This window comes from Pseudomonas sp. B21-054, assembly GCF_026016345.1.
GTDB lineage: Bacteria > Pseudomonadota > Gammaproteobacteria > Pseudomonadales > Pseudomonadaceae > Aquipseudomonas.
The window spans coordinates 3,809,351-3,836,349 of the sequence record NZ_CP087204.1; the positions used below are offsets into that span (position 1 = coordinate 3,809,351).

22 protein-coding genes and 1 pseudogene are annotated in these 26,999 nt (G+C 60.1%); 13 read left to right on the top strand and 10 right to left on the bottom strand.

Annotated elements, in window-relative coordinates; genetic code table 11:
• Window positions 1-49: 49 nt before the first annotated feature.
• Both LOY70_RS16585 and yghU read left to right on the top strand, forming a co-directional pair.
• The gene (locus LOY70_RS16585) at window positions 50-1,129 is read left to right on the top strand and encodes an ArsO family NAD(P)H-dependent flavin-containing monooxygenase (protein WP_265028494.1); all 1,080 of its coding nucleotides are present in this window, start codon (window positions 50-52) and stop codon (window positions 1,127-1,129) included.
• Between the two features lie 179 nt (window positions 1,130-1,308).
• Window positions 1,309-2,148 (top strand): glutathione-dependent disulfide-bond oxidoreductase, encoded by an 840-nt coding sequence (gene yghU / locus LOY70_RS16590; protein ID WP_265028495.1) that lies wholly within the window; start codon window positions 1,309-1,311, stop codon window positions 2,146-2,148.
• A 107-nt stretch (window positions 2,149-2,255) separates the two neighbouring features.
• Here the strand turns inward: yghU and LOY70_RS16595 are convergent, their stop codons facing one another.
• From LOY70_RS16595 to LOY70_RS16620, 6 genes are all read right to left on the bottom strand, one after another.
• The gene (locus tag LOY70_RS16595; protein WP_265028496.1) at window positions 2,256-3,182 is read right to left on the bottom strand and encodes a Gfo/Idh/MocA family protein; all 927 of its coding nucleotides are present in this window, start codon (window positions 3,180-3,182) and stop codon (window positions 2,256-2,258) included.
• A 91-nt stretch (window positions 3,183-3,273) separates the two neighbouring features.
• Window positions 3,274-4,080: a DeoR/GlpR family DNA-binding transcription regulator gene (locus tag LOY70_RS16600; protein ID WP_265028497.1), complete on the bottom strand. Its 807-nt coding sequence runs from the start codon at window positions 4,078-4,080 to the stop codon at window positions 3,274-3,276.
• A gap of 153 nt (window positions 4,081-4,233) precedes the next feature.
• Complete coding sequence (locus LOY70_RS16605) at window positions 4,234-6,603, bottom strand: DUF3604 domain-containing protein (RefSeq protein WP_265028498.1); 2,370 nt, start codon at window positions 6,601-6,603, stop codon at window positions 4,234-4,236.
• A 60-nt stretch (window positions 6,604-6,663) separates the two neighbouring features.
• Window positions 6,664-7,413: an ABC transporter permease gene (locus tag LOY70_RS16610; RefSeq protein ID WP_265028499.1), complete on the bottom strand. Its 750-nt coding sequence runs from the start codon at window positions 7,411-7,413 to the stop codon at window positions 6,664-6,666.
• 7 nt (window positions 7,414-7,420) lie between these two features.
• The gene (locus LOY70_RS16615; protein WP_265028500.1) at window positions 7,421-8,422 is read right to left on the bottom strand and encodes an ABC transporter substrate-binding protein; all 1,002 of its coding nucleotides are present in this window, start codon (window positions 8,420-8,422) and stop codon (window positions 7,421-7,423) included.
• A complete protein-coding gene (locus LOY70_RS16620) occupies window positions 8,419-9,258 on the bottom strand; it encodes an ABC transporter ATP-binding protein (RefSeq protein WP_265028501.1) in 840 nt (279 codons plus the stop codon). The genes LOY70_RS16615 and LOY70_RS16620 overlap by 4 nt, the downstream gene beginning before the upstream one ends.
• A 135-nt stretch (window positions 9,259-9,393) precedes the next feature.
• Here LOY70_RS16620 and LOY70_RS16625 point away from each other — a divergent pair, with 135 nt between their 5' ends.
• A complete protein-coding gene (locus tag LOY70_RS16625) occupies window positions 9,394-10,137 on the top strand; it encodes a GntR family transcriptional regulator (RefSeq protein ID WP_265028502.1) in 744 nt (247 codons plus the stop codon).
• An 87-nt stretch (window positions 10,138-10,224) separates the two neighbouring features.
• Here the strand turns inward: LOY70_RS16625 and LOY70_RS16630 are convergent, their stop codons facing one another.
• A complete protein-coding gene (locus tag LOY70_RS16630) occupies window positions 10,225-11,661 on the bottom strand; it encodes an amidase (protein WP_265028503.1) in 1,437 nt (478 codons plus the stop codon).
• A gap of 118 nt (window positions 11,662-11,779) precedes the next feature.
• On the opposite strand from LOY70_RS16630, the gene LOY70_RS16635 reads away from it, so the two are divergent.
• Window positions 11,780-12,352, top strand: coding sequence for a TetR/AcrR family transcriptional regulator (locus tag LOY70_RS16635; RefSeq protein WP_265028504.1), 573 nt, complete (start codon window positions 11,780-11,782; stop codon window positions 12,350-12,352).
• 259 nt (window positions 12,353-12,611) lie between these two features.
• Here LOY70_RS16635 and LOY70_RS16640 read toward each other — a convergent pair whose 3' ends face one another.
• On the bottom strand, window positions 12,612-13,337 hold the full coding sequence (locus tag LOY70_RS16640) for a hypothetical protein (protein ID WP_265028505.1): 726 nt from the start codon (window positions 13,335-13,337) through the stop codon (window positions 12,612-12,614).
• A gap of 87 nt (window positions 13,338-13,424) precedes the next feature.
• Here LOY70_RS16640 and LOY70_RS16645 point away from each other — a divergent pair.
• The 4 genes and pseudogenes from LOY70_RS16645 to LOY70_RS16660 form a co-directional block, all read left to right on the top strand.
• Window positions 13,425-13,583: pseudogene (locus tag LOY70_RS16645) on the top strand (hypothetical protein); the annotation flags it as partial.
• Window positions 13,584-13,734: 151 nt separating this feature from the next.
• Window positions 13,735-14,493, top strand: coding sequence for a substrate-binding periplasmic protein (locus LOY70_RS16650; protein WP_265028506.1), 759 nt, complete (start codon window positions 13,735-13,737; stop codon window positions 14,491-14,493).
• Between the two features lies 1 nt (window position 14,494).
• Window positions 14,495-15,838: a GGDEF domain-containing protein gene (locus LOY70_RS16655; RefSeq protein WP_265038091.1), complete on the top strand. Its 1,344-nt coding sequence runs from the start codon at window positions 14,495-14,497 to the stop codon at window positions 15,836-15,838.
• A gap of 24 nt (window positions 15,839-15,862) precedes the next feature.
• Entirely contained in the window at window positions 15,863-16,597 is a 735-nt protein-coding gene (locus tag LOY70_RS16660) for a substrate-binding periplasmic protein (RefSeq protein ID WP_265028507.1), read from the top strand.
• 97 nt (window positions 16,598-16,694) lie between these two features.
• Here LOY70_RS16660 and LOY70_RS16665 read toward each other — a convergent pair whose 3' ends face one another.
• Window positions 16,695-18,656 carry a methyl-accepting chemotaxis protein gene (locus LOY70_RS16665; protein WP_265028508.1) on the bottom strand — a complete coding sequence of 654 codons (1,962 nt, stop codon included), beginning with the start codon at window positions 18,654-18,656 and terminating at the stop codon, window positions 16,695-16,697.
• A 465-nt stretch (window positions 18,657-19,121) separates the two neighbouring features.
• Between LOY70_RS16665 and LOY70_RS16670 the strand changes: the two genes are divergently transcribed.
• The 5 genes from LOY70_RS16670 (at window position 19,122) to LOY70_RS16690 (ending at window position 24,604) form a co-directional block, all read left to right on the top strand.
• A complete protein-coding gene (locus tag LOY70_RS16670; RefSeq protein ID WP_265028509.1) occupies window positions 19,122-20,060 on the top strand; it encodes an MBL fold metallo-hydrolase in 939 nt (312 codons plus the stop codon).
• Between the two features lie 120 nt (window positions 20,061-20,180).
• Window positions 20,181-20,711 carry a cupin gene (locus LOY70_RS16675; protein WP_265028510.1) on the top strand — a complete coding sequence of 177 codons (531 nt, stop codon included), beginning with the start codon at window positions 20,181-20,183 and terminating at the stop codon, window positions 20,709-20,711.
• A 216-nt stretch (window positions 20,712-20,927) separates the two neighbouring features.
• Complete coding sequence (locus LOY70_RS16680) at window positions 20,928-22,817, top strand: ATP-binding protein (RefSeq protein ID WP_265028511.1); 1,890 nt, start codon at window positions 20,928-20,930, stop codon at window positions 22,815-22,817.
• A 132-nt stretch (window positions 22,818-22,949) separates the two neighbouring features.
• Complete coding sequence (locus LOY70_RS16685) at window positions 22,950-24,155, top strand: hypothetical protein (RefSeq protein ID WP_265028512.1); 1,206 nt, start codon at window positions 22,950-22,952, stop codon at window positions 24,153-24,155.
• 11 nt (window positions 24,156-24,166) lie between these two features.
• On the top strand, window positions 24,167-24,604 hold the full coding sequence (locus LOY70_RS16690; RefSeq protein ID WP_265028513.1) for a substrate-binding domain-containing protein: 438 nt from the start codon (window positions 24,167-24,169) through the stop codon (window positions 24,602-24,604).
• Between the two features lie 20 nt (window positions 24,605-24,624).
• Here LOY70_RS16690 and LOY70_RS16695 read toward each other — a convergent pair whose 3' ends face one another.
• The gene (locus LOY70_RS16695; protein WP_265028514.1) at window positions 24,625-26,997 is read right to left on the bottom strand and encodes a putative bifunctional diguanylate cyclase/phosphodiesterase; all 2,373 of its coding nucleotides are present in this window, start codon (window positions 26,995-26,997) and stop codon (window positions 24,625-24,627) included.
• Window positions 26,998-26,999: the final 2 nt, after the last annotated feature.

Here is a 26,999-nt window from a genome sequence, read left to right on the forward strand (position 1 = left end):
GTCGTCGGGGCAACACACTCTTTGCAGGCACCACTCAAGGCCCACCGTCATGACTCATTCGAGCGCCAGCCAAGTAGACGTCGTCATTGTCGGAGGGGGGCAATCCGCCTTGGCGGTCGCCTACTTCCTGCGTCGCACCCCATTATCGTTTGTCATCCTCGACGCCGAGCAAGCGCCCGGGGGCGCCTGGCGACACGGCTGGAACTCGTTGCGCCTGTTTTCTCCGGCCACCTGGAGTTCGATTCCTGGCTGGATGATGCCGCCTACGCAAGAGGGCTATCCATCGCGCAACCATGTCATCGACTACCTTCAACAGTACGAACAGCGCTATCGATTTCCGGTGGAGCGCCCCGTGCGGGTCACTCGCGTGGAGCGTACGCAGACGGGGCTACGGGTATGCTCTGATGACCGGCATTGGGATGCCAAGGCAGTGGTCAGCGCCACCGGCACTTGGAGCAACCCCTACATCCCGCCCTACCCGGATGCCGAACTGTTCGCCGGGCAACAATTGCACTCGGCCAACTACGTCCAGGCGCAGCCGTTTGCGGGCAAGCGCGTGTTGGTGGTGGGAGGTGGCAATTCCGGGGCGCAGATTCTGGCTGAAGTTTCCAACGTCGCCCAGACCACATGGGTGACGCCCGTCGACCCCTTGTTCTTGCCCGACGACGTGGATGGACGCGTGTTGTTCGAGCGCGCCACCGAGCGCTGGAAAGCCCAACTGGAGGGACGCATCATCGAGCAGCCCGTGGGTGGGTTGGGTGACATCGTCATGGTCCCGCCCGTGGTCGAGGCGCGGGCGCGCAACGCTCTCGAATCTGTGCGGCCTTTCGAGCGTTTCACGCGAAACGGCGTGATCTGGGCCGATGGTTCCGAGTCCGCGGTGGATGTGGTGATCTGGTGCACCGGTTTCAGGCCCGCCCTGCAGCATCTGGATACCCTGGGAGTGATCAACACCGAAGGCCGTGTCGAGGTCCAAGGCACCCGCTCGACGCTAGAACCCCGGCTATGGCTGGTCGGCTATGGCGAGTGGACAGGTTCGGCTTCCGCCACATTGATCGGCGTCACACGCACGGCTCGCAGCACGGTCAACGAAATCACCGCCGCCCTCGCCGATCAATCGGTTGCCTAGCCCGGCTGCACCTCTGGACTGGCGAGACCACCACGCGCAGCGCAGCCTATGATAGTTTCTCTGTTTCCAGTCGAAGGCCAGGCCCTGGGCCTCTCTGTTGCGCCGCGTACCACGCCTTCAGGCGCCTGCCCACTCCCGCGTCGACTGGATCACCGCCAGTAAACAATGAGGTACCTCTCGTGAGTAAAACGCCCTATGTTCCACCCAGGGTCTGGAAAAATGAGGCCCCGTCCGGCGGACATTTCGCCAGCATCAACCGCCCGGTTGCCGGGCCGACCCACGAAAAGACACTGCCGATCGGCAAACATCCGTTGCAGCTCTATTCGCTGGCCACGCCCAATGGCGTGAAGGTGACCATCCTGCTGGAGGAGCTGCTGGCCCTTGGGCATGCCGGCGCGGAGTACGACGCCTGGCTGATTAGCATTAACGAGGGCGACCAGTTTTCCAGCGGTTTTGTCGAGATCAATCCCAACTCAAAAATCCCGGCTCTGCAGGATCGCAGCGTGGAGCCACCCATCCGGGTCTTCGAGTCCGGCTCGATCCTGCTTTACCTGGCGGAAAAATTCGGCGCCTTCTTGCCCGCAGATCCGGCCGGTCGCACCGAAACCCTGAACTGGCTGTTCTGGCAGATGGGTGCGGCGCCCTACCTGGGTGGCGGCTTCGGGCATTTCTACGCCTATGCGCCGGAAAAGCTTGAGTACCCCATCAACCGCTTCACCATGGAAGCCAAGCGTCAGCTGGATGTCCTGGATCGGCGCCTGGGCGAAAGCCAGTACCTGGCCGGCAACCACTACACCATTGCCGACATCGCGGTCTGGCCCTGGTATGGCCAACTGGTGCGCAACAACGTCTATTCAGCCGCCGAGTTTCTGTCTGCACACGAATACGCCCACGTGCAGCGCTGGGCGGAAGAAATCGCCCAGCGGCCTGCGGTCATCCGTGGGCAACGAGTCAATCGGACGTGGGGTGATGAGGCGAGCCAAGTGCCGGAGCGGCATCAGGCTGAAGATCTGGGCTGAACCTGCCTTGTCGCGACCAGCAGCCTAGAAACCGACTTGGCCGATTGCGCCCGAGAGTCTCCAGTCTCGAAGGCGCAATGGCCCAGGTTCCCTTGCCTGGATGGCGACTAATCGTAGAACGGTTCAACCGCCGCGCGACTGCCGACAAAAAAGCTGTCCGCGACCAGTCGTAGCGGCTGCAGGTCCACGTCGCTGGCTTTGTCAGTGATCAGTTGCTGGAAATGGCGATACACCGCCGCGTACTCACCCTCGTGCGAAACGGCCTGGCGCACACCGTCAATACTCAACAGTGCACCGCCGTTGTCCAGGCGCAAGAGGCCTTCGCGACAGCGAATCTCGATGCTCCAGAGCTCATCATGGCCGTGGTCGAAATCAAACTCCGCGCGGACATCGAGGTGGCGCGCGTCGGACATCTTGATGCTGGCGGCGATAGGCGACTGGCAGTTGCTCGGGACGCGCAGTTCTGCAGACTCGACGAACAACGGCAGCGCCAGCAGATGGGTCGCAATCGACAAGGCGTTGATGCCGGGATCGAAGACGCCCAGGCCGCCGGGTTGCCAGATCCATGCCTGACCGGGGTGCCATTTGCGCACGTCTTCCTTCCAGTCGATCTTTACGCTTTCCAGCGTCCGGGTGGCCAGCCAGTCACGGGCAGCTTCGATGCCGGGCGCGTAACGCGAATGCCAGGCGAACAGGCCGCTGACGCCTTGCGCGTGGATCTGATCCACCAACACCATCGCCTCACCCAACGTGGCACACGGCGGTTTTTCGACCAGCACGTGTTTGCCAGCGGCCAGCGCTTGCTGCACCAACGCGAATCGGCCTTGCGGTGGCGTGCAAAACGCGATGGCGTCGACCTGCGGACCATTCTCCAACAGCTCGCCCAAAGACCGAAAGTTCTCCACTCCCGGGCACGGTTGCCCCTGCGTGGCGACAGACACCAGCTGGAACGCGGGATTGGCGAGGATAGCGGGATGGTGTTGATCCTGGGCAATCTTGCCGTAGCCCACCAGGCCGAGACGAATCGGTTGCATCGATGACTCCAGTTTTTGTACTTATGATGGGGCAGCAAACTAGACGTAAATCGCGTGGCAGACAATGGGTCGTCGAGCCTTCGCAAGTATTTCAAGCCTGCTCTTGTTCGCGCCGTTGTTCGCGGGCAGCCGTCACGACATTCGAAATCCGGCCGAAAAAAGGCTCCAGGCGTTCAAGCGGGGCATTGTGCTCCACGACCAGCGCGGCAACCTCTTCACATGACGCCACTTGATAGTGAGCCACGCTGGACAGTTTTTCATTGGTCACGGCCACCACCACCTGACCGCTCGCGGTGACCACCGCACGCTTGAATTCAGCATCCTCGAGGCCGAACGCCGTGACACCGTTGTCCGGGTCAAGGGCGCAGGCGCCGAGAAAGCACACGTCAAAATTGAACTGACGCAATTGCTGTACCGCCGTCAACCCGGTCGCGCCTCCGGCGACCGGATTCACACGACCACCCAACAGGATGACCTCGGCGCGAGGCAGCTTCATCAGTTGCACCGCAATCAACGGCGAGTTCGTCGTGAGGGTCAACTGCAACTGCGGGTCAATGGCGCAGGCGATAGCCAGGTTGGTCGACCCGACATCAATGAAGACGTGCTGGCCTGCCCTGAGCAATGAGGCTGCCGCTTGTCCAAGGCAGTGCTTGCGCGCGGGATCCTGCCGTACTCGAACGTCCAATGTCCCCCCGACGCCGGGCAACAGGATGGCGCCGCCGTAGACGCGCTTGCACAAACCCGCCGCGGCCAAGGCGCCCAGGTCGCGTCGGATCGAGTGCTCGGAGACATTGAGTTCGCTGGCCAGATCAGCGGAGATCACCCGGCCATACTGAGCAAGCCGTTGGCGGATCAATTGCTGGCGTTCGCTGGGAAACGCTTCGTTAGGTGAAGTCATGGGATTAACAACCTGCATGAACGAGCATAAATGATCACAAACGAGCAAAATATGCCAACTATCCTGCGTGGCGTCAAACCCAACGTTGGGCAAGGCTGAAGGGAGCGACCGCTCAAGCCTCATCGAGCAGCCGCCACCCTGGCATTGAATAATTTACAACGTAAGGAACAGCGCCGACGTCCAGACCCGGGATTGATCCCGCTGGCGGGCGCAGATGAACAAAGGATGTTCACGACCCCGCTCCAGGTTCAACCGGGCCAGTTCGATTTTCCCTTGCAACTCACGAGGCAGCGGTGCGGCGGTAGTCCTTTCCAGGGAGACTTTCAACTCCGCACCCGGCAGTTCTTCAACCACTTGCGATTGCGCCAGCAACTGTTCGCCGGATACTTCGATCAACACAGTGGGCGCATGCACGTAGGGTTGCGGTTCAGACGGGTCGCCCACCTTGACGTAGTTGTCAATACGGCTGCGAATCTGCAACGTGGCGCCGGCCAGTTGCGACAGGTCGATTTCGATGCTATCGGTATCGCCGTTAGTGTCCGTGCGAAACGCCAGGACCGTTGCGTCCTTGCGCCAGACAGTTTGCTCGGGATGGTCGAGCCCCAAGGCGCGAAAGCCGTTGATGACCGCTCCTGTGATGCGGATCTCGCCGCTCCAGTAGGCGCCGCGATAGCGGTCCTTGATCCGCGCGCCGCCCAGGCGCAGGCGAATACGTTGGGTGGAAAAACCCAGCTCCTGGTGCAGGTTGCGCGACCAGATCAGCTTGTCGCCATCGAACAGATCGACCTGCTCCCAACCGGCCTCGCCCAGCAGCCGATAATCCAGCACGGCATTCGCATCGGCGGTGAAGACTTCACCCATGAAATGCTGGCCCTGGCGCAGGCTGGCGAACGAACGTTCACCGGTCGTAGCAAAGGTACGGCGAGCGCGCAGTGCCTTACCGACACTGGCCCGGTCGAAGGCCTCGGCAACGACGCCGGTCAACCCGCCACGCGAGCCGAACACCGCCGTAGCCGGCACGCCACCGCCGCACCGGCCCTGGTGTTCGTCACTGTTCGCGGCAGCACCGACCCGATAGCCACGCTGCAGCGCTTCAGCGTAGACCCAATGAAACTGCCCCCAGGCCGATCCCACTTCGATCAGGCGCTCAAGTTCCGGATGATGCCAGTCGAGGTTGCAACGGCGCCCGCCGACATGGGGCATCATCAGATGGCCTTCGGGATCCTTGGCGTAGGCGGCGTACAACTCGTCCACCGGCCAGGCGCCCGGCTTGATGGTGCCGGCGGTGAACTCGTTCCATTCGAAGGAACGCACCAGCCGCCCTTGATTGTCGAAGGGGAACTCGGGTTTTCGGTCATGCAGGAATACGACGTTGCGGTCGCCGCCCGCGCAAGAGTTACCGCACCACTCGGTTCCGGGGTAGCACACGAAGCGTCCCGGTTCGTTGAGTTCGTGGATCAGCTTGACCGCCTGGTCCCAGCGTTGCTCGGTGATGTTGAAGTCGTTGGCGGTGTAGCCAAGGACATCGAGCCCGGCGACATCGCGACCGTAGCTGAGGTTGTACAAGGTGTCATTGGTGCCCACCGTGTCATCGGAATGCACGTGCAGGTCGGCGTAGAGCGGGCGCAAGGCTGTGCCAGCCGGATCGACGGTGACAAATGCTTGGGCGCCACGCACGGCAGGCGCCTGCACCTCGGCTGACAAACGCCACTCGCCCAACGCACCAAGATCACCGGCCTCAATCCGGGCCGTCGCCCAGCCTTCAGTCGCCAATGTAAACGGCTGCTGTCTCTCGCCACCTTCAGGGTCGACGAAGGTCAGGACACCGTCGAGCGGCAGGTTGCGACAGGTATTGCCCCAGGCATCGTCCACCCTGAGCAGAATGTCGAAAGGCTCGCCGGCGCTGACCAGTCGCGGCGCGATCAACTGCACGCTGTGCGCCGGTCCCGGGACGATGTTCAACAATGGGTCACCCGGCACCTCAGCGAATTTCGAGCTGCCCAACGGATCGATGAACAGACGGAAGCGGAAGTCTTTCTCGACAAAACTCTGCACCCGCGTCCCCGCCCCACCCTGGCGCCGATCACCCAAGCGGAGGGTGATTTTGTCGCCCGGATTCAGGTAACCGTCGATGATGTCGATGATGATCGCTTTCTGGAACGGCCGCTCATGGCCCTTCTGGTCGAAGCGCACTTTCAAGTGCTGCACCGTGGCCTGGCTCTGGCCGGGAACCAACTCACCGGCCTGATATTCCGCGCTGACATAGTTGGGGCCGGCCGGGTTCGAGGTCTGGAACAAGGCCCAGTCGGAGTAGAATTTGAAGGCCAGTTTGAGCCAGGCGCCGTCCGCCAGGCCACTGCCACCGACCTCGTAGACCAGAGTGATTTCATCCCATTGACCGGCGACCAGCGTGTCACGGTCGCAGCGGATGCTGCCCAGGAACGGGCGTTTCTTGTTGCGTTCGTACAGGCCTTGGGGGGCGATGTAATGCCCGGCTTCGCGGGGATCGAAAACATTACTCACGTGACACCTCGTGCAGTGGTCCACTGAAGGGTTGAAAGGGTCGAAGACAAATGACGGCGCCTATTGCACGCGCCACTTCTGGTAGTGACGCTCGATGCGCCGGAACACAAAACTCTCCATCAGCCAGGCAATCAGGCCGATCACGACAATGCCCAGCAACACCTGGCTGCTGTTGCCGATCTGCCCGCCCGTGGACACCATCCAGCCGATGCCCTGGGAAGCACCGATCATTTCCGCCGCGACCAATGCCCGCCAGCCCTGGCTGAAACCGATGCGCAAGGCAGCGGTCACGAAAGGCAATGAGGCCGGCAGGTAAACGTGGGCCAGCAGCTGCCAGGCATTGGCGCCCAAGGTGCGTGCCGCGCGGACCTCACCACCGCGAATGCTCTGCACGCCCTCCTGAATGGTCACCGCCATGGGGAACATCGCGGCAATGAAAATCACCAGCACGATGGAGACATAGCCCAGGCCGAAAATGATCATGATCAGCGGCGCCCAGGCGATTGGCGGAATGGCCATGAACAGGCTGTTGAGCGGCGAGATGAAATCGCGAAAGCGCGAGGACAAACCACCGGCCGTGCCCAGCAGGAGCGCAACGATCACGGCGGCGCAGAAGCCGCCCAACTCCTCCAGGACGCTGGCGCGCAGGTGTTGCCACAGCGAACTGTCGCCCAGCCAACGCAGCGCCTCGCGGGCAACGTCCCAAGGCTGCGGCAGGATGTACGTGGGAAAGCGGCTGGCCAGGGCCACCCAGATCAACAGCAGGAACGGCAGCGACGCCCATCCCCAATTCGGTTTCGGCAAGGACATGGCGGACTCAGTGCGCGGCTTTTTCCAGGTAGGAGGTGTCCACGATCTGTTCGGTCTTGAGCGTGGTCTCGATAAAGCCCAGGTCGTGGGAGTAATTCATCAGGCGCTGGATGAACTGGATATCCGCCGCCTGCAAGTCCGCCGACCAACCCAACCGGGTCCGTGCCTGGGCGACGATGGCTTCGGGCGCGATGGTCTTGCCGTCCGCGCCTTGCACCGCTTCCAGCTTGAACGCCTCGGCGATGAGCCGGTTCGACTCGGCAGGATGTTCGTTGAGGAAAGCGATGGCCCTGCGATGGGCGCGTAGCAGTTTCACCACGTCATCCGGGCGCTCCTGCAAGGTTTTCGGCAAGGCGATCACCACGTACCATGGGTATTGGGGCAGCGCCTGGTTGACGTCCAGCAGGATCCGGCTCGAACCGCGCAACACTGACTGGCTGACGAAGGGCTCCCAGGAAAACGCCGCATCGACGATGCCGCGCTCCAGGGCAGCGTTCATATTGCCGGGCGGCATGTCGATGATGTCCAGGTCCTTGTCGGGATCGAGCCCGGCCTTTTCCTTCAGGACATACCCGCGCAGCAACACATCCATGCCACTGCCCTTCTTCACCCCGGCGAGCTTTTTCCCCTTGAGGCCTTCCAGTGCGGTGATCGGGCTCTTGGCGTCGACAATCACGGCGGCCTGGCCGTAATTGACCTTCGCCAGGATCCGGCTTTGCAAGCCCCGGGAAAACCATTGGTACACCGGCGGCGTCCCGACATAGGCCACATCCAGTTCACCGGCGGCCAGGGCCTGCTGGATCACCGGACCATCGCCCAACGCTTTGAGATCGACATTCAAGCCTTCCTCGCGGTAGTAACCCTGTTTGTCGGCGATCAATGCCGGGGCGTTGGCCATGGCGAAGACATAGCCCACACGCAGGGGCTTCTCCTCGCCGGCCATGGCGAATGCGCTGCCTGCCAACGCGGCGACAGACAATGAAAGGGCAAGCAGCGAACGTTTGATCATGCGGTCAGCTCAAGTCGAGGGGTGGGGTAAGCGGTGGCTTGGGACGCGTCCATTACTTGGGCGATACGCTCCATCAGCTCATTGCGGTAATCGAGAAAGGCCGGCAGGCGGCGGGTTTTCAGGTTCGAGCGAGGGCGCGGCAAGTGGATCTGCACTTCGCTGTGAATACCGCCAGGGGCGATGTTGAGCACAATGACCCGGTCGGCCAGGAACACCGCTTCGTCGATGTCGTGGGTGATGAACAGCACCGTCTGGCCCAGCTCGGCCCAGATACGCAATGTCTCTTCATTCATGCTGTTGCGGCTGATGGCATCGAGCGCGGCGAACGGCTCGTCCATCAACAACACGCTGGGTTCCAGTGCCAGGGTTCTCGCCAGGGAGACACGCTGCTGCATGCCGCCGGAAAGCTGGTGCGGCAACCGCTGCGCGGCATTCTCCAGACCGACTAGCCGCAGGTACTGCAACGCCTGTGCGCGCTGCTGCGCCTCGTCGGTCTGGGCGCTCATCCGCAGCCCGAAACGAACGTTTTCCAGGGCACTCAACCAGGGGAACAATTGCGGCGCCTGGAACACATAACCCAGCTCCGAGCGCTCCGGCCGTACCGCGGTCTGGTTGATGGTGATCTGGCCGCTTTGCGGTTGCACAAACCCTGACAACAAGTTCAGCAAGGTGGTTTTCCCACAGCCGGATGGCCCGAGGATCGCGACGAACTCGCCGGGTTTGGCGTTCAGGCTGAAAGAGGAAAATACGCGATGCCCGTTGGGGTAGCTGAAGCTGATGTCATCGACCGTCAGGGCGTCGGCTTGCGGCTGCTGGCAAGGGAGGGTTTTGAGCATGGCAAGTGTCGTCAGGTCGTTTACAATGGGATTGCCCGACATAATACGTATTAATACAAGTTGTCCCAATAACCTATTTTTATAACCTTAGAAGTGAAGGCCCCCTGCCCCCACTCAAGGCCATGGAAACTGACAGTGTCCACGTCCATTCTTCGCGACAGCACCACCTCGCTCTACGAACAGATCGCCCATCGGCTACTGGAAGAAATTCAACGCGGCGACTACGAGCCCAGCGGCAAGCTGCCCTCCGAGGCCGAGTTGGGCCAACGGTTTGGAGTGAGCCGCGTCACGGTTCGCCTGGCGGTGGGCAAGCTCAGCGACGACGGCGTGGTGGAGCGCAAGCAAGGCAAAGGCACCTTTGTCGCGGCCAAACAGGTGCGGCACGGCCTGGATGCGCTGCGCAGTTTTCATGAAGCGTTGTTGCTGCAAGGACTCAAGCCGAGCATGCAGGTGATCCACCATACCTTGCAGCCGGTTCCAGAGGCATTGAGTGGGCTGTTCGAAGGCGCAGACGACTGCCTGCTGCTGGAGCGGCTGCACTTCGTCGATGACGAACCCATCGCGCTGGGCCGCAGCCACTTACCCGCGGCGTTGGCCAGCGTGGCCTGGGCTGACGTCGAACATCAACCGATCTACTCCATTCTCGAGTCGATCACCGGCCTGGCGGTCACCCGCGCCGACCTGGCCATCCGTGCGCAGGAAGCCGACAAGAGCCTGGCCAGCGCACTGCACGTCAAACGCGGCGCCGCGCTGCTGGTCATGGAACGCACCTCCTATTTCGCCGACGGCCGCTGTTGCGACCGCACGACGTTTTTTATTCGGCCGGAGCGTTATGCCTTTGTCCTGAGTGGGGTTTTCAAATCCAGTCCTGGTAATTGATTGGCTCGGGCTGAACCACGGTATTCACGAGCAAGCTCGCACAGGGGATTTGCGGCGACTCCGCACTCCATGTCCACAGCTGGGCCCCTAGAGGTTTCCAGCCCAGATCCCAGGCTTGAGTGTCGCCCACGGTAAAGCCCGTTCCAGCTGGCCGGCCAGGCGAAACAGCCGGTCCTCCCGAGCGAACCCCGCCGAGAACTGCAGACCAATGGGCAGCCCCGTTAATGGATCAACAGCCAGAGGCACGGACATCGACGGAGAGCCGGTCACATTCGCCAATGCCGTAAACGGTGAATGAGCAAAGACCCGCTCTATCCAGCCCCTGCCATCCAGAAGCGCCTGACCTACGTTATAGCCGCCTATCACCGGGGGCAGCGCCGGCAGTGTCGGGCTCAACAAGATGTCGTACTGGCTGAAGAAGCGCCCCAAGTTGCGGGTCACCAGGTTTCTCAGGTGCATGGCCTCGAGCAGGTCGATGGCGGTCAGTTGGCGGCCCCACTCATGCAACGCCAGCGTGGCCGGTTCAAGCGTGCTGGCATCGATGGGACGGCCGGTGCCTGCCGCGAGGGCGTTGATCCAGGCGGCGGTATTGGCTGACCAGAAGCGGCCATTCATCTCCACGAAACCTTCCCAGCTCAGTCCCATGTCCAGGCTGATCTCTTCCACGCGATGCCCCATGTCCTGGAGTTGCACGGCGACGTCGCGGGTGGCGTTGGCGACCGGTTCGGCGCAGCGAGTGCCATTGAGCGGATGCAGGAGAAGACCGATGCGCAGTGATTCGGGCTCACAAGTCGTTTGCGAAAGATAGGAATGTGGCGGCCTGGCGATCTCAAAGGGATCGCCGACGGCTGGGCCCTCGATGGCATCCAGTAAAGCCGCGCTGTCGCGCACCGTACGACTGACGACCCCATGGACGGCGAGCCCGGCCCATACCTCGTCCACCGCCGGCCCCATGGAAACCCGGCCCCGGCTGGGCTTGAGCCCGAAGAGCCCGGTAGACGCCGAAGGGACGCGGATGGAACCGCCGCCATCCGTGGCATGGGCCGCAGGCACCAGGCCGGCCGCTACGGCGGCGGCCGAGCCACCGCTTGATCCTCCGGCGCTGCGGCTCAGGTCCCAGGGGTTACGTGTCGGCCCCGAAAACTCGGCTTCCGTGGTGGTGCTGGCGGCCAGTTCCGGTGTGGTGGTCCTACCGAGGGTGATCAGGCCGGCCTGGCGTAGGCGGATCATCAAGTTGGAGTCTTCCTCGGCGACGCACCCAGCGGCCAAGCGGCTACCGAGCTCATTCAAGCGACCCTTGGCCGTAAGCCCCAGATCCTTCACCAGAAAAGGAACGCCCCTGAACGGCCCGCTGGTGGCCTGGGGTTCATTGCCCCACACCTCGACCAACGCGTTGATCTTAGGATTGAGCTGCTCGATGGCGGACAGCGCCGCAGTGCTGACTTCGGCCTGAGTGACTTGGCCCCTGGCGATCAGCTCAGCGAGCCCGAGTGCGTCGTATGCTGCGTATTCAGTGATTTTCATCAAAATTCTCCCAGCCATTTCCCTGGTAAAAGCGCTATGATTTGTACTTACAAGTATCGAACGATACTAATGGGTATAGTTAGATACCAAACAGTATCGCTGTCAAGCGGAGAAAGACATGCGGCCCGAACGAATTCCACAACTAGCCCCCCGAGAACGCATTCTCGATGCAGCCGAGGAGCTGTTTTTCAATGAAGGCATCAGCCGGGTGACGGTGGACGCCATTGCGGCGAAGGCCAAGTCGACCAAGATGACCGTCTACCGGCATTTCGATTCGAAAGACGCCTTGGTGCTGGAATGGATACGGCTGCTCGTCGATCAATATTCCGAGGTCTTCGAGACGCTTGCGACACAGCATGCCGGCGATCCCAAGGCGCAGATCCTCGGCTTTGCCGAGTTCATCGCACAGGACCTTTCGGCGGCGTCCTACCGGGGCTGTCCGTTCACCAATTCACTGGCCGAGATACCCGAGCCCGGGCATCCCGCTCGCCAACTGATCGAAGCGCACAAGCAGCGCCAGTTCCTGCGTTTGGTGGCGCTCTGCACCGAGGCCGGTTTAGCCGAGCCGAACGAAGTGGCCATGGAGCTCACTTACCTGATGGAGGGCGCCCAGGTCGTTTCGCAGAACAAAAGCATCGAGCGCGTGGGGGAAAACCTGATCAGGATGATCCAGAAGAAAATCCACGGATAAGCCGGGTAACGGCCATGGCCGAATACATCGAGCAAGCCCTCGGGGCCACCTCTATGATCGGCATGCACGCTCGTGTGCTGGTCTGGGTTGGTTTGAAGTAGAGCAAGTTGCTGCCAGGCCCGGCCCCACGCCGCTGTTCGTGCAACTGCTGATCATCTACAGCGGCTGGCCAGTTTTGGCCTGTGGGCTGGTGGGCGTGTTCCGAATGGCCGAGCGCTGGTTGCTGGCTCATCAGCGATGAGTCCGATTACGGCGCTCGTTATGCCTCTGCTGAAAATCTTTGCGCAGCACGCCTTTCGAACATTGCAGCTTCCGTCTCTCGCGTCGCCAACTCGCCTTTTGCGGCCAATTGATTGAAAAACATTCCGTCGATCTGCTCCCGGTTCGGCACCGACCCCTTGGGAATGACCAACGCCGCCAGATCAATGCTGGTGGCGAAATTCTCCTTGGTCAGGCTATAGCGGCCCAGGTAACTGCCAGACCAGGGCGAGTCGGCATCCACCATGTCGATAGAGGCATCGCGAAACGCGCTCGCCGCCGCCTTCAGCCCACTGGACTCATTGAGCAGGTCAGTGAGTCGCTGGGTGTCCGAGCGGCTCAGCTGACCTGCAATGTCGAGCACCTTCAGGCGCCCATCGGCCTCGATGGTGAAACCATATTTCTTGCCCGCCAAGTCTGGATGGGCCGTCGACAAGGTGGACTTGAAGTCTTCGAAAGAACCTTTCAGTGCACTTAGAGCGTCGTTGGTGACCTCGGCAAGTCGAGGGAAATCTGGCGATTGGGATCGGCCGACCCAGGTCACGACGACCTCCATGGGCTCACCCAAGGCTTTGGCTTCTTCACTGGGGTGGTAGACAGCCGCTGGCGTGGCGTTTGCCAGGGCTTGTTTTGCCGCATCGGTCAGAGGCTGGGGGGTCAGTTTCTGTTCGGAGGGGGTAAGGGTGCTGGGTGGCGAGATAAAGACAGAGTTTAAAGAGATGACCATTTCATCAGTCCATGATTGGGTGGATTCACACAGGTTATCGACAGGCGAAGAGAAAGTTTTAGGCCCGCGAACATGGACGGCGGTAATTATCTTTTGTCCTCCGGTGTGGCCGGCACCATGGTCGCCAATGGCGGCGGCTTGCAGATGCGCACCATCCGCAACCTGCTGATGGCCTGGGTGCTGACGCTTCCTGCTGCGATCCTGCTGTCCAGGACCCTTTACGGGTTGTTCACCCAACTGTTCTGAGACTCAATCGCCAAGGCCTCGTCGTTGTGAGGCCTTGGATTCGTCAATTCCAAGGGCAAAGACTCAAGCAGCCGCGCCCCCAGCCGATAACCATTGCATTACCGGATCCAGGCCTCTCGCCGGACTCTGCTGGTTGCATAGGTAACTATCGATGCTTTTACCGCTCAACCGCCTCATCATGGGTGGCCTCCTGACGCTCCTGGCTGCCAGCGGATCTGCGGCAGAGGCCCCGCTGCGCATCGTGACCGAAGAGCTCCCGCCCTACAACATGACGCAGGATGGGCGCGTGACGGGCATGAGCACCGAGGTGGTCCAGGCCGTACTCAAGGAGATCGGCGTTGAGGCCTCTATCCAACCCATGCCTTGGGCCCGTGCGTACGAACTGGCGCTCAATGAAAGTAATGTGTTGATCTATTCGATCGTCCGCACACCTGCACGCGAATCGCTTTTCCAATGGATAGGTTCCATTGCCTCTACCAAATGGTACATGTACTCGTTGGCTGACCGCCCGGTAAAACTCAACTCACTGGCCGATGCCCATGGTCACCAGATCGCCACCGTCAATCAGGACGTGGGCGAGCAGTATCTGGTCTCGAAGGGGTTTCGCATCGGTGAAGAATTGCAGTCGAGCACTAAGTACGAACACAACTATCGCAAACTCAAGGTCGATCACGTGGAGCTCTGGATCTCCAATGAGCTCAATGCACTGTACCTGACTCGACAGAACGGAGAGGACCCGAACAAAGTGCTGATCCAGTCGCTGCCGCTTCCCGAGCTGAGCAGTGACGACGGCTTGCACATGGCGTTCAGCCGTAAGACACCCGCCCAAACGGTTGAGAAATTCCGTGCCGGCCTGGAAACGATCCGGCGCAATGGCGTTTACGACGCCATCGTGCGTAAGTGGTTATGAGATGGCCAGCCATGGCAGAGCGGTGACCTCTCAGCGACCAAAGAACCAGGTATTCAGCTCACTGGGGCGTCGCCTGGTACTGGCCACGTTGTTGTTCTGCCTGATCTTCACCTTGGCCATGGTCACTTTACGGACCTGGATGGCCTGGGAAAATAATCTGACGGAGATGAATTCGGAGCTTGTCCTGATCGATCAGGTGTTCCAGAACACCCTCGCCCACGCCATTTGGGAAATGGACCGTGAGTCGTTGGACAAGCAGCTCTCCAGTGTCGCGAGCGCCGCACCGGTGGGGCGGGTGGTGCTGAATATTCTGCGACCGGGCCAGGCACCTGAAATCATCGAACTCAATCGATATCCCGTCGACCCATCAGGCGTGAAGCCCGTGCTGCATCGCCAGCTCGTTGCGCAGCCCTACATCGGGGCCAACGAAAAAGTCGGCGAGCTGACCATTGAGGGCGACAACCAATTGCTTTGGGAACGCCTCTGGGACGAAGCGCGCAGCATCGTCATTACCCAGGTTATCCAGTCGTTGCTGCTGGCCGGCCTGGTCATGACCATGTTCAACCGCCTGGTGACCGTGCACGTGGTACAGATCGCCCGGCACCTGAGCGGGCTCGCGCCGCAAACGCTCAAGCATCACCTCAAGCTGCAGCGCTCGGTGGACCGCCAGGACGAGCTGAGCCTGCTCGAGTTTCAAGTGAACCAACTCCAGGACAATCTCCACACCCATTTGGAGCGCCAGCATTCGGATGAACGGGCGATCGCCGCCAGTCGCGATCAGTTGGCCGAATTGGTCGAGGCGCGTACCGCCGAACTCAAGGCTGCCAACCAGGCCCTCGAAGCCCTGTCGCGTCACGACGCTTTGACGGGCCTGGCCAACCGTCGCTATTTCGACGAATTGAAGGAAGTCGAATTTCGCCGCGCGATCCGTCACAAAACCCCGCTGGCAGTGCTCATGTGCGACGTCGATTTTTTCAAGATCTACAACGACACTTACGGCCACATACAGGGGGACCAGTGTTTGAAGCAGATCGCTGAAACTCTGAGCAGCGTTTTCGGGCGCTCCGGCGAAGTGACCGCTCGCATAGGGGGTGAGGAGTTCGTCGTGGTGCTGCCAAACATCGATGCAAAGCAGGCCTGCGAAGCGGCCCAGCGGTTCCGTGAAAGCCTGGCCGCGCGGGAATTGCCCCATAGCGGCTCGGCGGTGTCGTCTTTCGTCACCGTGAGCATCGGCGTCGCCGAGCTGGACCCGCAGACCATGGATCATTTCGATCAACTGCTGCAACGCGCCGACCAGGCGCTGTACCGGGCCAAACACCAAGGGCGCGATCGCGTCGTTTTATAAAGCCATCGTGGCAATGAGGTCTCTATGCGCTACCGCCTGATGCTCTGTTCCTGCGTACTCCTGGCCTTGGTCAGTTTCAAAAGCCACGCCGAGGCGATTGAAGTCGTGACCGAAGACTCCCTGTACGCGCATGCCCGTGACGGCAGGCTCGTCGGGCCAGGCATCCGCATCGCCGAAGAGACCTTGAAACGCGCAGGGCTCAACGACCATCACATGATGTTGTATCCGTGGGCACGGGCTTATGAAAAGGCTTTGCATGAGCCCAATGTGCTGATTTTCCCATTGGATCGTACGCCGGCCCGGGAGCAGCTTTTCAAGTGGGTGGGAGAAATACATCGGGTGACGACCCACCTCTATCGAGTGCGGGGAGACGAGGCCATCACCATCAACAACCTTGAAGATGCCAAGCAGTACAGCATCGGCGTGGTGCGAAATGATGCCAAGCAAATTTACCTGCAGCAGAAAGGCTTCACCCGGCTGGTCGTATCAGCGGATAACCACGATAACTTTCAAAAACTGCTGAATCATCAGATCCAGTTGCTCGCGATGCCTGAGAACACCGCGCGCCTGATGAGCAAAGATACCGGTGCGGATTTCACCTCCCTGGAGGCGGTCTATTCGCTCACTGAACAGCCCCATAAGGTCAACATTGCCTTCAGCCTGAGCACTCCGGACGAAATCGTCGCCAGGGCCCAACAGGCTTTCGAACAGCTCAAGGCTTCTGGCGAAGTGGCGCGGATGATGAACGAAGCGCGGTAAGCGTGAGGTCGGACATGCCAAAAGATTTGAGCCATTGAGCCTGCCACTGAACGACTTAGCGAGCTGGGGCCCAAAAGCCCCAGCCGTCTCGTCACTTCTAGGCCACCTTGAAGCGATTGACCAATTGCTGCTGGTACTCGGCAAGGCGCGCCAGTTCCTGGCTGGTGATTGCCGTCTGCTCGGCACCGGCACTTACTTGGATAACCAGGTCGTTGATGTCATTCACGTTTCGATTGATGTCCTCTGAAACCGCGCTCTGTTCTTCGGCCGCAGAGGCGATCTGAATGTTGCGGTCGCTGATAGTCGCCACGCCCTCGGCGATCTCCACCAGCAGCTCGCCCGCTCGCTCGACTTTGTCCGCGCCAGCCTGAGCCTTGCCCAGGGTCTGTTGCATGGAGATGGCCGCACGATCCGAGCCGGCCTGCAGGTTGCTGATCATCTGTTGAATGCTGCCCGTGGACTCTTGGGTCTTTTGCGCCAGGGTACGCACCTCAGACGCCACCACCGCAAATCCGCGGCCATGATCACCGGCCCGCGCCGCTTCAATGGCCGCATTGAGTGCCAACAGATTGGTTTGTTCGGCAATGCCGCGAATCACATCGAGTACCGAAGAAATAGCATCGCTTTCAAGTTTGAGGTCACCGATGATGCCCGCCGTCTCCTCGGCCTGCCCGGACAATTGGCGAATCAGCCCGATGGTGCTTTCGATCTCCACACGTCCTTGTGCGGTACTGATATTGACCTGCTTCGACATCTGCGCGGCATCGTTGGTACTTTGCGCCACTTCTCGCACTGTAGCGCTCATCTGATTGATCGCGGTGGCCACCAGCTCGGTGCCTTGGCGCTGCTGTTCGACACTTTGGCTGGTCTGAATCGTCACCGCGGAGGACTCTTCCGCTGCGGTTGCCACCTGTGCCGTGGCATTGCCGATTTCCTGCACGACCCCGCTGATCTCTTCGGCCATGCGATTGAGGTTACGGGATATCTGGCCGAATTCGTCCTTGCTCACATACGTTGCCCTGGCTGTGAGGTCACGCTGTGCCAAGTCATTGATGACCCGGTTCACGTCACGTACCGCCAGATCGATCGTGCGAATGATCACATACGACAGCACCACCACCGCCAGCAGTGCCACGACGACCGCACCGAGGGTCAACCATAAGGCACGGCTTGCGGCATCTCGCTCGTGCATGGCCAGACTGCTGACATTTTGGCCGAGGGTTTCCTCCACTTGGCTCATCATGTCGATGCGCTGCGTGGCGACTTCAAACCAGGCCTCGGGCTTGATTCCCAGCGATTGACCCAATGGCACTTCGAACGCCAGGCGTTGCAACTTGCCCACTTCAATCGCAGCGGGCTTTTGCATTTGCTCATCGAACTGTTGGAGCAACGCTGGCTGGGCCTTGCGGCGGAACGCATCGGAGTAAGCAGCGAACTCCCCCAGATTGCGACTAAAACGTGATAACAAGGTTTCGTCGAAACGATCCTGGCTGAACACCAGGCCGAGCATAACGCGTTCGCGTCCAGCGCGTTCTTTCATCTCGATAAACTGATTAAGGGCACCGAGGGCATGAATAATGCCCGCATTATTGATCGTCGCTTCCAAAGAGTGGGTATATCCCACCAACGCTTGAATGATCTCGGTATAACGAACACCCGACTCGGTGCTGTTTATGTTTAGCTTATCAACCTGCCCGCGGATGGCGGGCAACTCATCCAACGCACGAAGGACATTGTCCAACTGCTTGCCCCCCGACACCGCCAACCCGCGCACCGCCTCGACCGACGCGTTGGAGTCCTTGCGCATCTGGGTCATTCGCTCGCCCATGGACTTGCCAGCGCTGCCCAGGAATACGCCGCTGGCGCCCCGCTCGCGTTGTAACGTGGTGATCAGTTGACTCAACTTCTGCGCCGTGGCGCTGGCAGTTACCGTCGCATTCATGTCATGTAGCGTCTTATAGTTATCCACTACAAAGACGCCGGCCAACGTCAGGAAGCCCAATAAAGGAAGAACCAGGATCAATAAAAGTTTCAAACGCAGCGGTGCATTCTTGAGCATGTCCGTTCAAGCCTCATTCCATACCAATTGTATTAACGCGTGAACTTGTTATTGGACAGATTTATACACGCTGATCGTGATGCCATCTTAACGCAATACCAAAGAGCCATCATCTTTTAATAACGGACAACTTCGTCTTTATACTGCTGTGGGCGCAGCGTCTTTAGTTGCATTGATTAGGATCAATAACTGGCCGTTTATTGGATGCCGTACATCTGACATCAAACGGCTCATCAATAAGCAGCCGCCATCATCCAATGCAAACCGGCAGCCGAAACTCGCTTCATCAAACGCTCATACCTTCAGTTCGGAATGACCACGCTAACGTCCGTACCCGCCATACCCAGGTATGGTATCGAACACGGTGTGTCGCGATGCAGACTCAATTCCCAGGCGATCCAGCCCTCTCGCAGCGAGGGAACAGCTTCGCCTGAGCCTCTTGAGCCAAACCATCGGAGAACGACCATGACCACGCATTTGAACACTGCCCTCCAACAGAACCATCAGCCAGTCTCAAACATCAGCGCCCACGAGGAGTTGGTCCCTTCGCGCTATGCACTGCGGGTCGGCGAGATCGACGTGCTGGTGGTCAGCGATGGGGTATTGCCGCTACCGACCGAAACGATGTCCACCAATGTCGACCCGCAAACACGGGCCGCCTGGTTCAAGGACATGTTCCTGGGACCGGATGCCTTCGATTGGGCGCTGAATGTGCTGGTGGTGCGCAGCGGCGACCAGACGATACTCGTCGACGCGGGGCTGGGCGGCCAGTTCCCCGGTTTTCCACGTGCCGGGCAGTTTCCCAAGCGCCTGGAGGCCGCCGGTATCGATCTGGCGTCCGTCACCGACGTGGTGATTACCCACATGCACATGGACCACATTGGCGGGCTGCTGGTCGACGCGGTGAAGAATCGGCTGCGTCCAGACGTGCGGATCCATGTATCGGCGACCGAGGTCGCGTTCTGGGCCGAGCCCGATTTCTCCCGGACCTCCATGCCGTCACCGGTACCGGACGTTCTGCGCTCGACCGCCCAGCAGTTCATGAACGAATACCACAGCAAGGTGCGCACGTTCGAAGAGACCTATGAAGTGGCACCGGGCGTGGTCGTCAAGCGTACCGGCGGCCATACGCCCGGGCACAGCGTGGTCCACGTGACGTCCGGCGGCGAGCGCTTGACCTTTGCCGGCGACGCGCTGTTCCCTGTCGCCTTCGAGCACCCCGACTGGCACAACGGCTTTGAACATGACCCTGAGGAATCAGTGCGTGTGCGGGTCCGCCTGATGCAAGAAGCGGCGGCGTCCGGTGAACTGTTCGTAGCCACTCACCTGCCGTTCCCCTCCGTGGGTCGAGTGGCGGTCAACGGTGACGCCTTTCGTTGGGTCGCGGCTTTCTGGGATTACTGAAGCGGGTCGGGTCAGGGCCAGCGTCCAAGCCGGCCTTGGCCCGAGCCGGTGTTGAACTCTCCCCTCCCCCGTAACGTCTAGCCCAAGAGAGCTCAGATATTCAGCCTGGGAGATCATTCGATGAGCCAATTGAACGCAGTGTCCGACTCCATGCAAGTCCTGATGCTGGAACGCAACGACTGGGTGCCCAACAACCCGCGCCTTCCAGTGCTCGTCTACCCCGACGCCATCGCCGTCCAGGGCAGCGATGCGGCAGCGTTGATCGAGGAGACGTTCAATGCCAATGGATGGCCGCCGCAATGGCGCTACGGGATCTATGACTTCCATCATTACCACACCGAAGGCCATGAGGTACTGGGCATCGCCAGCGGTCAGGCGCGCCTGATGCTTGGCGGCCCGGATGGGCATGTCCTGGAGGTAAAGACCGGCGATGTGTTGCTGCTACCCGCCGGTACGGGGCACTGTAACTTGCAGGCCAGCGAGGACTTCCTGGTTGTCGGGGCCTACCCTCCCGGTCAACAGGCCGACATTTGCCGGGAAGCACCGAGCAAGGCGCAACTGGCGAAGATCGACACGTTGCCGTTTCCCGACCAGGACCCGGTGCAGGGTCCCGAGGGCGCTGTCGCCCGTTACTGGGTAAGCCGGCGATAAGCCCTGACGCGGCACAGAATCCGAGCATTGGCTTTGGAGCTCGAAAACGACCTTGCAACACGGCGTTCCTGCACGCGTACTGGCAGGCACGGTTTGTGGTCTATAGTTCCTAGCAGATCCAAATCCTTTTGCTCGGCGGGCAGGAGCACATCCCTCGAGCCGTAACCGCGTCGGATACCCAAGCGCCATCAATAGTGACCATGCAGGGAGCACACTATGCCGATCCAGCGGCCCCATACACTGAGGTTGGCCCCTGGCATTGCCGATTCCGCAGAGCCCAGTTCAAGTCCCAGGACCGGCCTGTTTCGGCGCGGCTTCGACCAGGCCAAAGAAGCCTACATTCTGTTTCCGCTGCTGGCCATTCTCCTGTTGTTGGCTATCTGGACGGCCACCCTGTACCTGATCAAGGTCGAACAACTGCGCGCGCAGCAGAGCGCCGCGACAGCCAGCCTGGAAATGGGCGCCACGTACGAAGCGCAGATGTTGCGCGCCATCCACGAAATTGATCAAACCCTCAAGCTCGTCAAATACACCTTTGAGAGCGAGGGTGAGGCGAATCCGCTGCGCAAACTGCAAGAGCGAGCTTTGTTGCCGCCGGCCTTGGTGTTTGACGTCAGTGTGGTCAATCCGAACGGAGCACTAATAGCAAGCACACGAGCCCATGACCGGGAAAATATCGCTGACCCGGATGAGCAGCAGGCGCTACGGCAAAACGATTCACTGTCGATCAGTCGCCCCTGGAAAAACCCTGCCACCGGAGAATGGCGACTGCGCTTCAGCCGCCGACTCAATGCGGCAGATGGCGGGTTCTCTGGAATCGCCAGGGTCGAAGTCGACGCGGCCTATTTCGTCAGCAGTTATGACGCCTCGAAACTCGGCGACCAGGGTGCGCTCGGGTTACTCGGAACCGATGGCATCTTCCGCGTACGACGTACCGGGGAAACCGTATCGGCGGGCGATACGGTGGATTACGCGACGGTGGTACCGGACACCGAGAACACCGAAGCCGTGCTCTCGATCAGCGGATGGGACGGCGTGCGGCGCTATACCAGTGCCCGCCAACTCTACGATTTTCCACTGGCGGTGATTGTCGGGTTGTCCGAGGAAGAACAACTGGCCGTGGTGACCCGCCAAGCGCACACCTATCTCTGGCGCGCCGCGGGCGGCAGCCTGTTGCTGGTGTTGTTGGTGGGTCTGCTCGCCCGAATGAGCTGGCAATTGGCGCAAAGCCGTTTGCGCGCGGCCGAAGCCCAGACCCAACTGGCCGCCGCGGCGCGCCAGGCCGGTATGGCCGAAATCGCCACCAACGTCCTGCATAACGTGGGCAATGTGCTTAACAGTGTGAACATTTCCGCAGACCTGGTCTCCCGCAAGCTGCGCACTAGCAAAGCCTTGGGGCTTGGCAAGGCGGTGCAACTGATGAACCAGCATGCCGACGATCTCGGTGACTTCATCTCCCACGATGAGAAAGGCAAGCTTTTGCCGAGCTACCTGAACCAACTGGTGGACGCGCTTGCGATCGAACAACAGAGCATGACCGACGAACTCGAACAACTGACCAAAAGCGTTGATCACATCAAGGAAATCGTCTCTGCCCAGCAATCCTATGCGGGCGCATCCAGCATCGCCGAGACCGTGCAAATAAAGGCCCTGATCGAGGATGCCCTGCGCATGAACGCCGGGACACTCGCCGCGCGCCAGATAACCGTGGTGCGCGACTTCGCCGACACGCCCTTACTGCAACTGGACAAGCACCGCGTGCTGCTGATCCTGGTCAACCTGATCAAAAACGCCAGCAGCGCGATGGACGAGCGACCGGAGCCAGGCCCGCAGATCACCCTCCACAGCGAGGTCCAGCAAGGCACCACCTTGGCCATCAAGGTGATCGACAATGGCGAAGGCATTGCGCCAGAAAACCTGACGCGGATTTTTGCCCATGGATTCACCACGCGCAAAGATGGCCATGGTTTCGGGTTGCACAGTTGCGTGCTGGCCGCCATGGAGATGGGCGGTTCGCTGGAAGCCCATAGCGAGGGGCCAGGGAAAGGGGCGACGTTTACGCTCAAGCTGGCGATCAAGGATTCTGACCAGGCTAAGTTTTCGTAATGCCAAGTCCTCGCATCCGGCAACGCCGAACAGCTTGCGGCCATGACGTCGCATCGAAACGACAGGTGCTTTATTTTCCAATGAGATCGCGGTGATTCTATGGTGGGAAGACTTAATACACTGGCCTTGGCAATGGCGACGTTGTATGTCTGTCCCGTCAGTGCCGAGGATTCAGAGAATTCGATATTTTCGCTGAGCAGTTTCGGCACCGTGGGGATCGTCCACTCAAGCGAAAATAAAGCCGATTTCACCTCCAGTATCTTCAAACCCAACGGCACGGGGCATACGCGCAATTGGAGCGCCGATGTCGATAGTCTGGTGGGGGCGCAGCTGACCGCCAATTTCTCACCGCAGCTTTCGGCCGTGGTGCAGGTCATTTCTGAGCAGCAATATGACAACAGCTACGAACCCTCCATTGAATGGGCCAACATCAAATATCAGTTCACGCCGGATTTCAGCATGCGCGTCGGCCGTACGGTGCAGCCGGCTTTCCTGTTCTCCGATAGTCGCAAGGTGGGTTACACCCTGCCGTGGGTGAGGCCGCCAGGCGAGGTATACAGTCTGATACCGATCACGAACACCGATGGTGTCGACCTCAGCTACAGGCTGCACTTTGGTGATCTCATCAATACGGTGCAGGGCAACTATGGTCGCAGCAATCCCCATATGCCCAATGACATGGGCGAGATCCTGGCCAAGGGCTCGTGGGGCGTTTCCAATCTGACCGAATATGGGGCCTTGACCACCCGCATCACCTACTTGGAGACCCACCTGACCGTGGAGTCTTTCAACCCACTCTTCGATGGTTTCAGGGAATTCGGCGAGGAAGGCAACCGCATCGCGGACCGCTACGACACCAAGGACAAGCGCATGAAGTTCGTGGGCGTGGGGGCGATCTATGACCCAGGCAAATGGTTCGTCATGGGCGAATGGGGGCACTTCAACAGCCAAGCGGTAATAGGTACGGTCAGTGCCTGGTACCTCAGCGGTGGATACAGGCTTGATGAATTCACGCCTTATGTGACTTACGCGCGATCAAGGACGGACAGCGAAACCTCCACCCCAGGTTTGAACACATCGGCTTTACCGCCAGACCTGGCGGGTGCGGCAACAGGACTAAACGCCGCGCTCAACTCGCTCATGGCCGCGAACAGCAGCCAGCAAACCCTGTCGGTCGGCATGCGCTGGGACTTCACATCAAATATGGACGCCAAAATCCAGTATGACCACACCCGCCTGGGCCCCCGGGCAACCGGGCCTTTAGTGAATCATCAGCCGGGCTACGAGCCCGGCGGCAACTTCAGTTTGCTTAGCCTTTCTGTCGATTTTGTTTTCTGATGGAGCCGATCATGCGGTTGCTCAAACGCATTGGGTATGCGGTGCTAGGGACAGTCCTGTACGCAGGCAGCAGCCCCGTCATGGCCGATGTCGTGGTCGTGGTCGCTAGTGGCAGTCCATTGAAAACGCTTGCGCGCAATCAGGTAGCGGATATTTTCCTGGGCAAAACCAGTCGTTTTCCCAGCGGCGCGCAGGCCATCCCCATTGATCAGACTGAAGATTCGGCGACCCGCGATGAGTTCTACTCAACGTTCACGGGCAAGTCCGCGTCCCAGCTCAAGGCGCACTGGTCAAAAATCATCTTTACCGGCAGGGGCCAGCCTCCCCAGGCCGTTTCAAGCAGCGCTGAAGTCAAGAAACGGATCGCAGAGAACCCCGACACCATTGGTTATATCGATGCACGCGAGGTGGACAACAGCGTCAGGGCACTGCCGATCGACCCGCAATGATGTTCAGGTCGTCGGGCCCTTCAGGTATCGACACCCGGATTGGCCACCTGGGCTTGTAGCAACACCTTGAACTGATCGGCCGGTACCGGCTTGTTGAAGTAAAACCCCTGGAATTCATCGCAGGCATTGTCGCGCAGAAAGTCGGCCTGCTCCTTGGTTTCCACACCTTGGGCAACCACGGTCAGGCTCAGGGTCCTGCCCATCGCGATAATGGCCTCGGTCAAGGCTTTGTCTTCCGACACGCTGCTGACATCACAGATAAACGAGCGATCGATCTTGATGGCGTCGAGGGGAAACTGCTTGAGCGCAGAGAGCGAAGAATAACCGATACCGAAATCATCAATGGCGATCCGGATTTTCAGGCGTTTAAGTCCGGTCAACACGCTCAATGCTCTTTTGACATCCTGCATGAGCAGGCTTTCGGCGATTTCCAGCTCCAGCAGACTCGCCTCCATACCGGTTTCAGCCAGTATCTCGGCAAGGTCGACGAGTAAACGTTCATCGGCAAACTGACGGGCCGTGAGGTTCACGGCGATCCCCAGGTGCGGCAGCCCTTGCTGTTGCCAGGCAACGTTTTGCTGGCAGGCGGTCTTGAGCACCCATTTGCCGATCGGCACGATCAGGCCGGTCTCCTCCGCCACCGGGATAAATTGCATCGGCGCGACGATGCCCAGGTCGGGATGATTCCAGCGCAAGAGCGCTTCCATCCCGGTGATCTGGCCGCTGCGTATATCTCGCTTGGCCTGGTAGTGCAGCTGGAATTCCTGGCGCTCCAGCGCGTGGCGCAAGCTCAGTTCAAGGGTCATCCGCTCCAATGAGTCCGCGTTCAATTTCTCGGAGTAGAACTGAAAGTTGTTTTTGCCTCGTTGCTTGGCCTGATACATCGCGATATCGGCGTTTTTCTTGAGTGTCTGCTCGTCCAGGCCATCCTGTGGAAAGACACTGATACCGACACTGGCGGTCACACGGAACTCCTGGCCCTGGAGGTTGAACGGCCGGGCAATGGTGCCCAGGATTTTCTGGGCGGTGGTCGCCACGTAATTGTCCTCGGACAGCTCCGGCAGCAATATCACGAATTCGTCGCCGCCCAATCGGGCCACCGTATCGCTGGCGCGCAGACAGGCCTTGAGTCGCAGTGCGACTTCCTGCAGCAGTTGGTCGCCAGCATCGTGCCCGAGCGTATCGTTGATTTGCTTGAAACGGTCGAGGTCGAGGAAAAGCACCGCCAGTTGCCGATGATAACGGCTTGCCTCACTGATGCTCTGGCTCAACATCTTGCTGAACAGACTGCGGTTGGGCAACGATGTAAGGCCGTCGTGATAGGCCAGGTACTCGACGCTTTCGGCATAGGCGATTTTGGCTTCGGCGGCGCGCACGCGGCTTTGCAGCAGTTGCCAACTCATCCGGCTCAGCAGGCTGACGAACAACACCAGCAACAGGCTGGCGCCCGCCGCCCGCCACAGGTAGGCACGTGCCTGTCGAGTCACGGCGGCCAGTTGTTCCTCCTCGGACAGGCCGACAATCACCGCCAGCGGATAATCATAGAGTTGGCGAGCACTGGTATAGCGTCGCACGCCGTCCCATCCATTGATCGAGCGTATGGCCTCGGTGTTTTCAGTGTCCGGCACCACGGCCGCGTAGTCGACCTCGTCGCCGGCCACTATGGCTTCCCCGGTGCGCCGCGCCCGGAAGACACCGTCGACGCCCAGCAAGCCGAGCAGGCCGTGATTGCCGAGTTTTGAAGCGTCATAACTGCTGACGAAATAGGCCGCATCGACCTCGACCATCGCGATCCCGGCGAACGCCCCGGCTCCGGTATTGAGACGCCGGCTGAAACGCAGCTTCCACTCCCCCGTGACAGGGCTTTTCCAGGGACGACTGATCGACAACGCATTGCCATGCCACAGTGTTTGCAGTTGATCCTGGGCGAGCCTGCTGCCGGCTTCACTCGGCTGCGTACTCGCAACGATCAGGCCGTCAGCATCGACCACGCTGACGTCAAACAAATAGGAGGATGGCAATAACGCACGGGCCTTGAGCTTGGGCAGCGGGTCTTGCTCGCCCTCGGACTCGTAGGTGTATTTGACGAGTTTGAGGGTCTGATCGATTTCACGCACGGCCCGCAGAATTTGCGCTTCGTAGGTGGCGCCGATTTCCAGGCTCACCTCGGCGATGGCCCGCTGCGCGCGAACCTGTTCGACCTTGATCAGGTACAGGGTACCCGCCCACAGGGCCAGCAACAGGAAAACGGCCAGCAGCGGGAACAGAATGTAGGCTTCCTTGACTTGCTCGAAGCCGCGCTGAAGCAGATTGTTCGGCGTAGCGGAAATGGCGTGCTCGGAATGGGCGATACCTGGGGCCGACCTCAGTATGTTCGACCGTTGGATCGCCATGG

What these genes read in the sequence shown, in the direction of transcription:
- LOY70_RS16685 (WP_265028512.1), top strand. Translation starts at nt 22,950, where the DNA reads ATGGCGACGTTGTATGTCTGTCCCGTCAGTGCCGAGGATTCAGAGAAT.
- LOY70_RS16655 (WP_265038091.1), top strand. Translation starts at nt 14,495, where the DNA reads ATGGCCAGCCATGGCAGAGCGGTGACCTCTCAGCGACCAAAGAACCAG.
- LOY70_RS16610 (WP_265028499.1), bottom strand. Translation starts at nt 7,413, where the DNA reads ATGTCCTTGCCGAAACCGAATTGGGGATGGGCGTCGCTGCCGTTCCTG.
- LOY70_RS16665 (WP_265028508.1), bottom strand. Translation starts at nt 18,656, where the DNA reads ATGCTCAAGAATGCACCGCTGCGTTTGAAACTTTTATTGATCCTGGTT.
- LOY70_RS16585 (WP_265028494.1), top strand. Translation starts at nt 50, where the DNA reads ATGACTCATTCGAGCGCCAGCCAAGTAGACGTCGTCATTGTCGGAGGG.
- LOY70_RS16675 (WP_265028510.1), top strand. Translation starts at nt 20,181, where the DNA reads ATGAGCCAATTGAACGCAGTGTCCGACTCCATGCAAGTCCTGATGCTG.
- LOY70_RS16640 (WP_265028505.1), bottom strand. Translation starts at nt 13,337, where the DNA reads ATGGTCATCTCTTTAAACTCTGTCTTTATCTCGCCACCCAGCACCCTT.
- LOY70_RS16660 (WP_265028507.1), top strand. Translation starts at nt 15,863, where the DNA reads ATGCGCTACCGCCTGATGCTCTGTTCCTGCGTACTCCTGGCCTTGGTC.
- LOY70_RS16635 (WP_265028504.1), top strand. Translation starts at nt 11,780, where the DNA reads ATGCGGCCCGAACGAATTCCACAACTAGCCCCCCGAGAACGCATTCTC.
- LOY70_RS16650 (WP_265028506.1), top strand. Translation starts at nt 13,735, where the DNA reads ATGCTTTTACCGCTCAACCGCCTCATCATGGGTGGCCTCCTGACGCTC.
- LOY70_RS16690 (WP_265028513.1), top strand. Translation starts at nt 24,167, where the DNA reads ATGCGGTTGCTCAAACGCATTGGGTATGCGGTGCTAGGGACAGTCCTG.
- LOY70_RS16630 (WP_265028503.1), bottom strand. Translation starts at nt 11,661, where the DNA reads ATGAAAATCACTGAATACGCAGCATACGACGCACTCGGGCTCGCTGAG.
- LOY70_RS16680 (WP_265028511.1), top strand. Translation starts at nt 20,928, where the DNA reads ATGCCGATCCAGCGGCCCCATACACTGAGGTTGGCCCCTGGCATTGCC.
- LOY70_RS16595 (WP_265028496.1), bottom strand. Translation starts at nt 3,182, where the DNA reads ATGCAACCGATTCGTCTCGGCCTGGTGGGCTACGGCAAGATTGCCCAG.
- LOY70_RS16620 (WP_265028501.1), bottom strand. Translation starts at nt 9,258, where the DNA reads ATGCTCAAAACCCTCCCTTGCCAGCAGCCGCAAGCCGACGCCCTGACG.
- LOY70_RS16600 (WP_265028497.1), bottom strand. Translation starts at nt 4,080, where the DNA reads ATGACTTCACCTAACGAAGCGTTTCCCAGCGAACGCCAGCAATTGATC.
- LOY70_RS16615 (WP_265028500.1), bottom strand. Translation starts at nt 8,422, where the DNA reads ATGATCAAACGTTCGCTGCTTGCCCTTTCATTGTCTGTCGCCGCGTTG.
- LOY70_RS16695 (WP_265028514.1), bottom strand. Translation starts at nt 26,997, where the DNA reads ATGGCGATCCAACGGTCGAACATACTGAGGTCGGCCCCAGGTATCGCC.
- LOY70_RS16670 (WP_265028509.1), top strand. Translation starts at nt 19,122, where the DNA reads ATGACCACGCATTTGAACACTGCCCTCCAACAGAACCATCAGCCAGTC.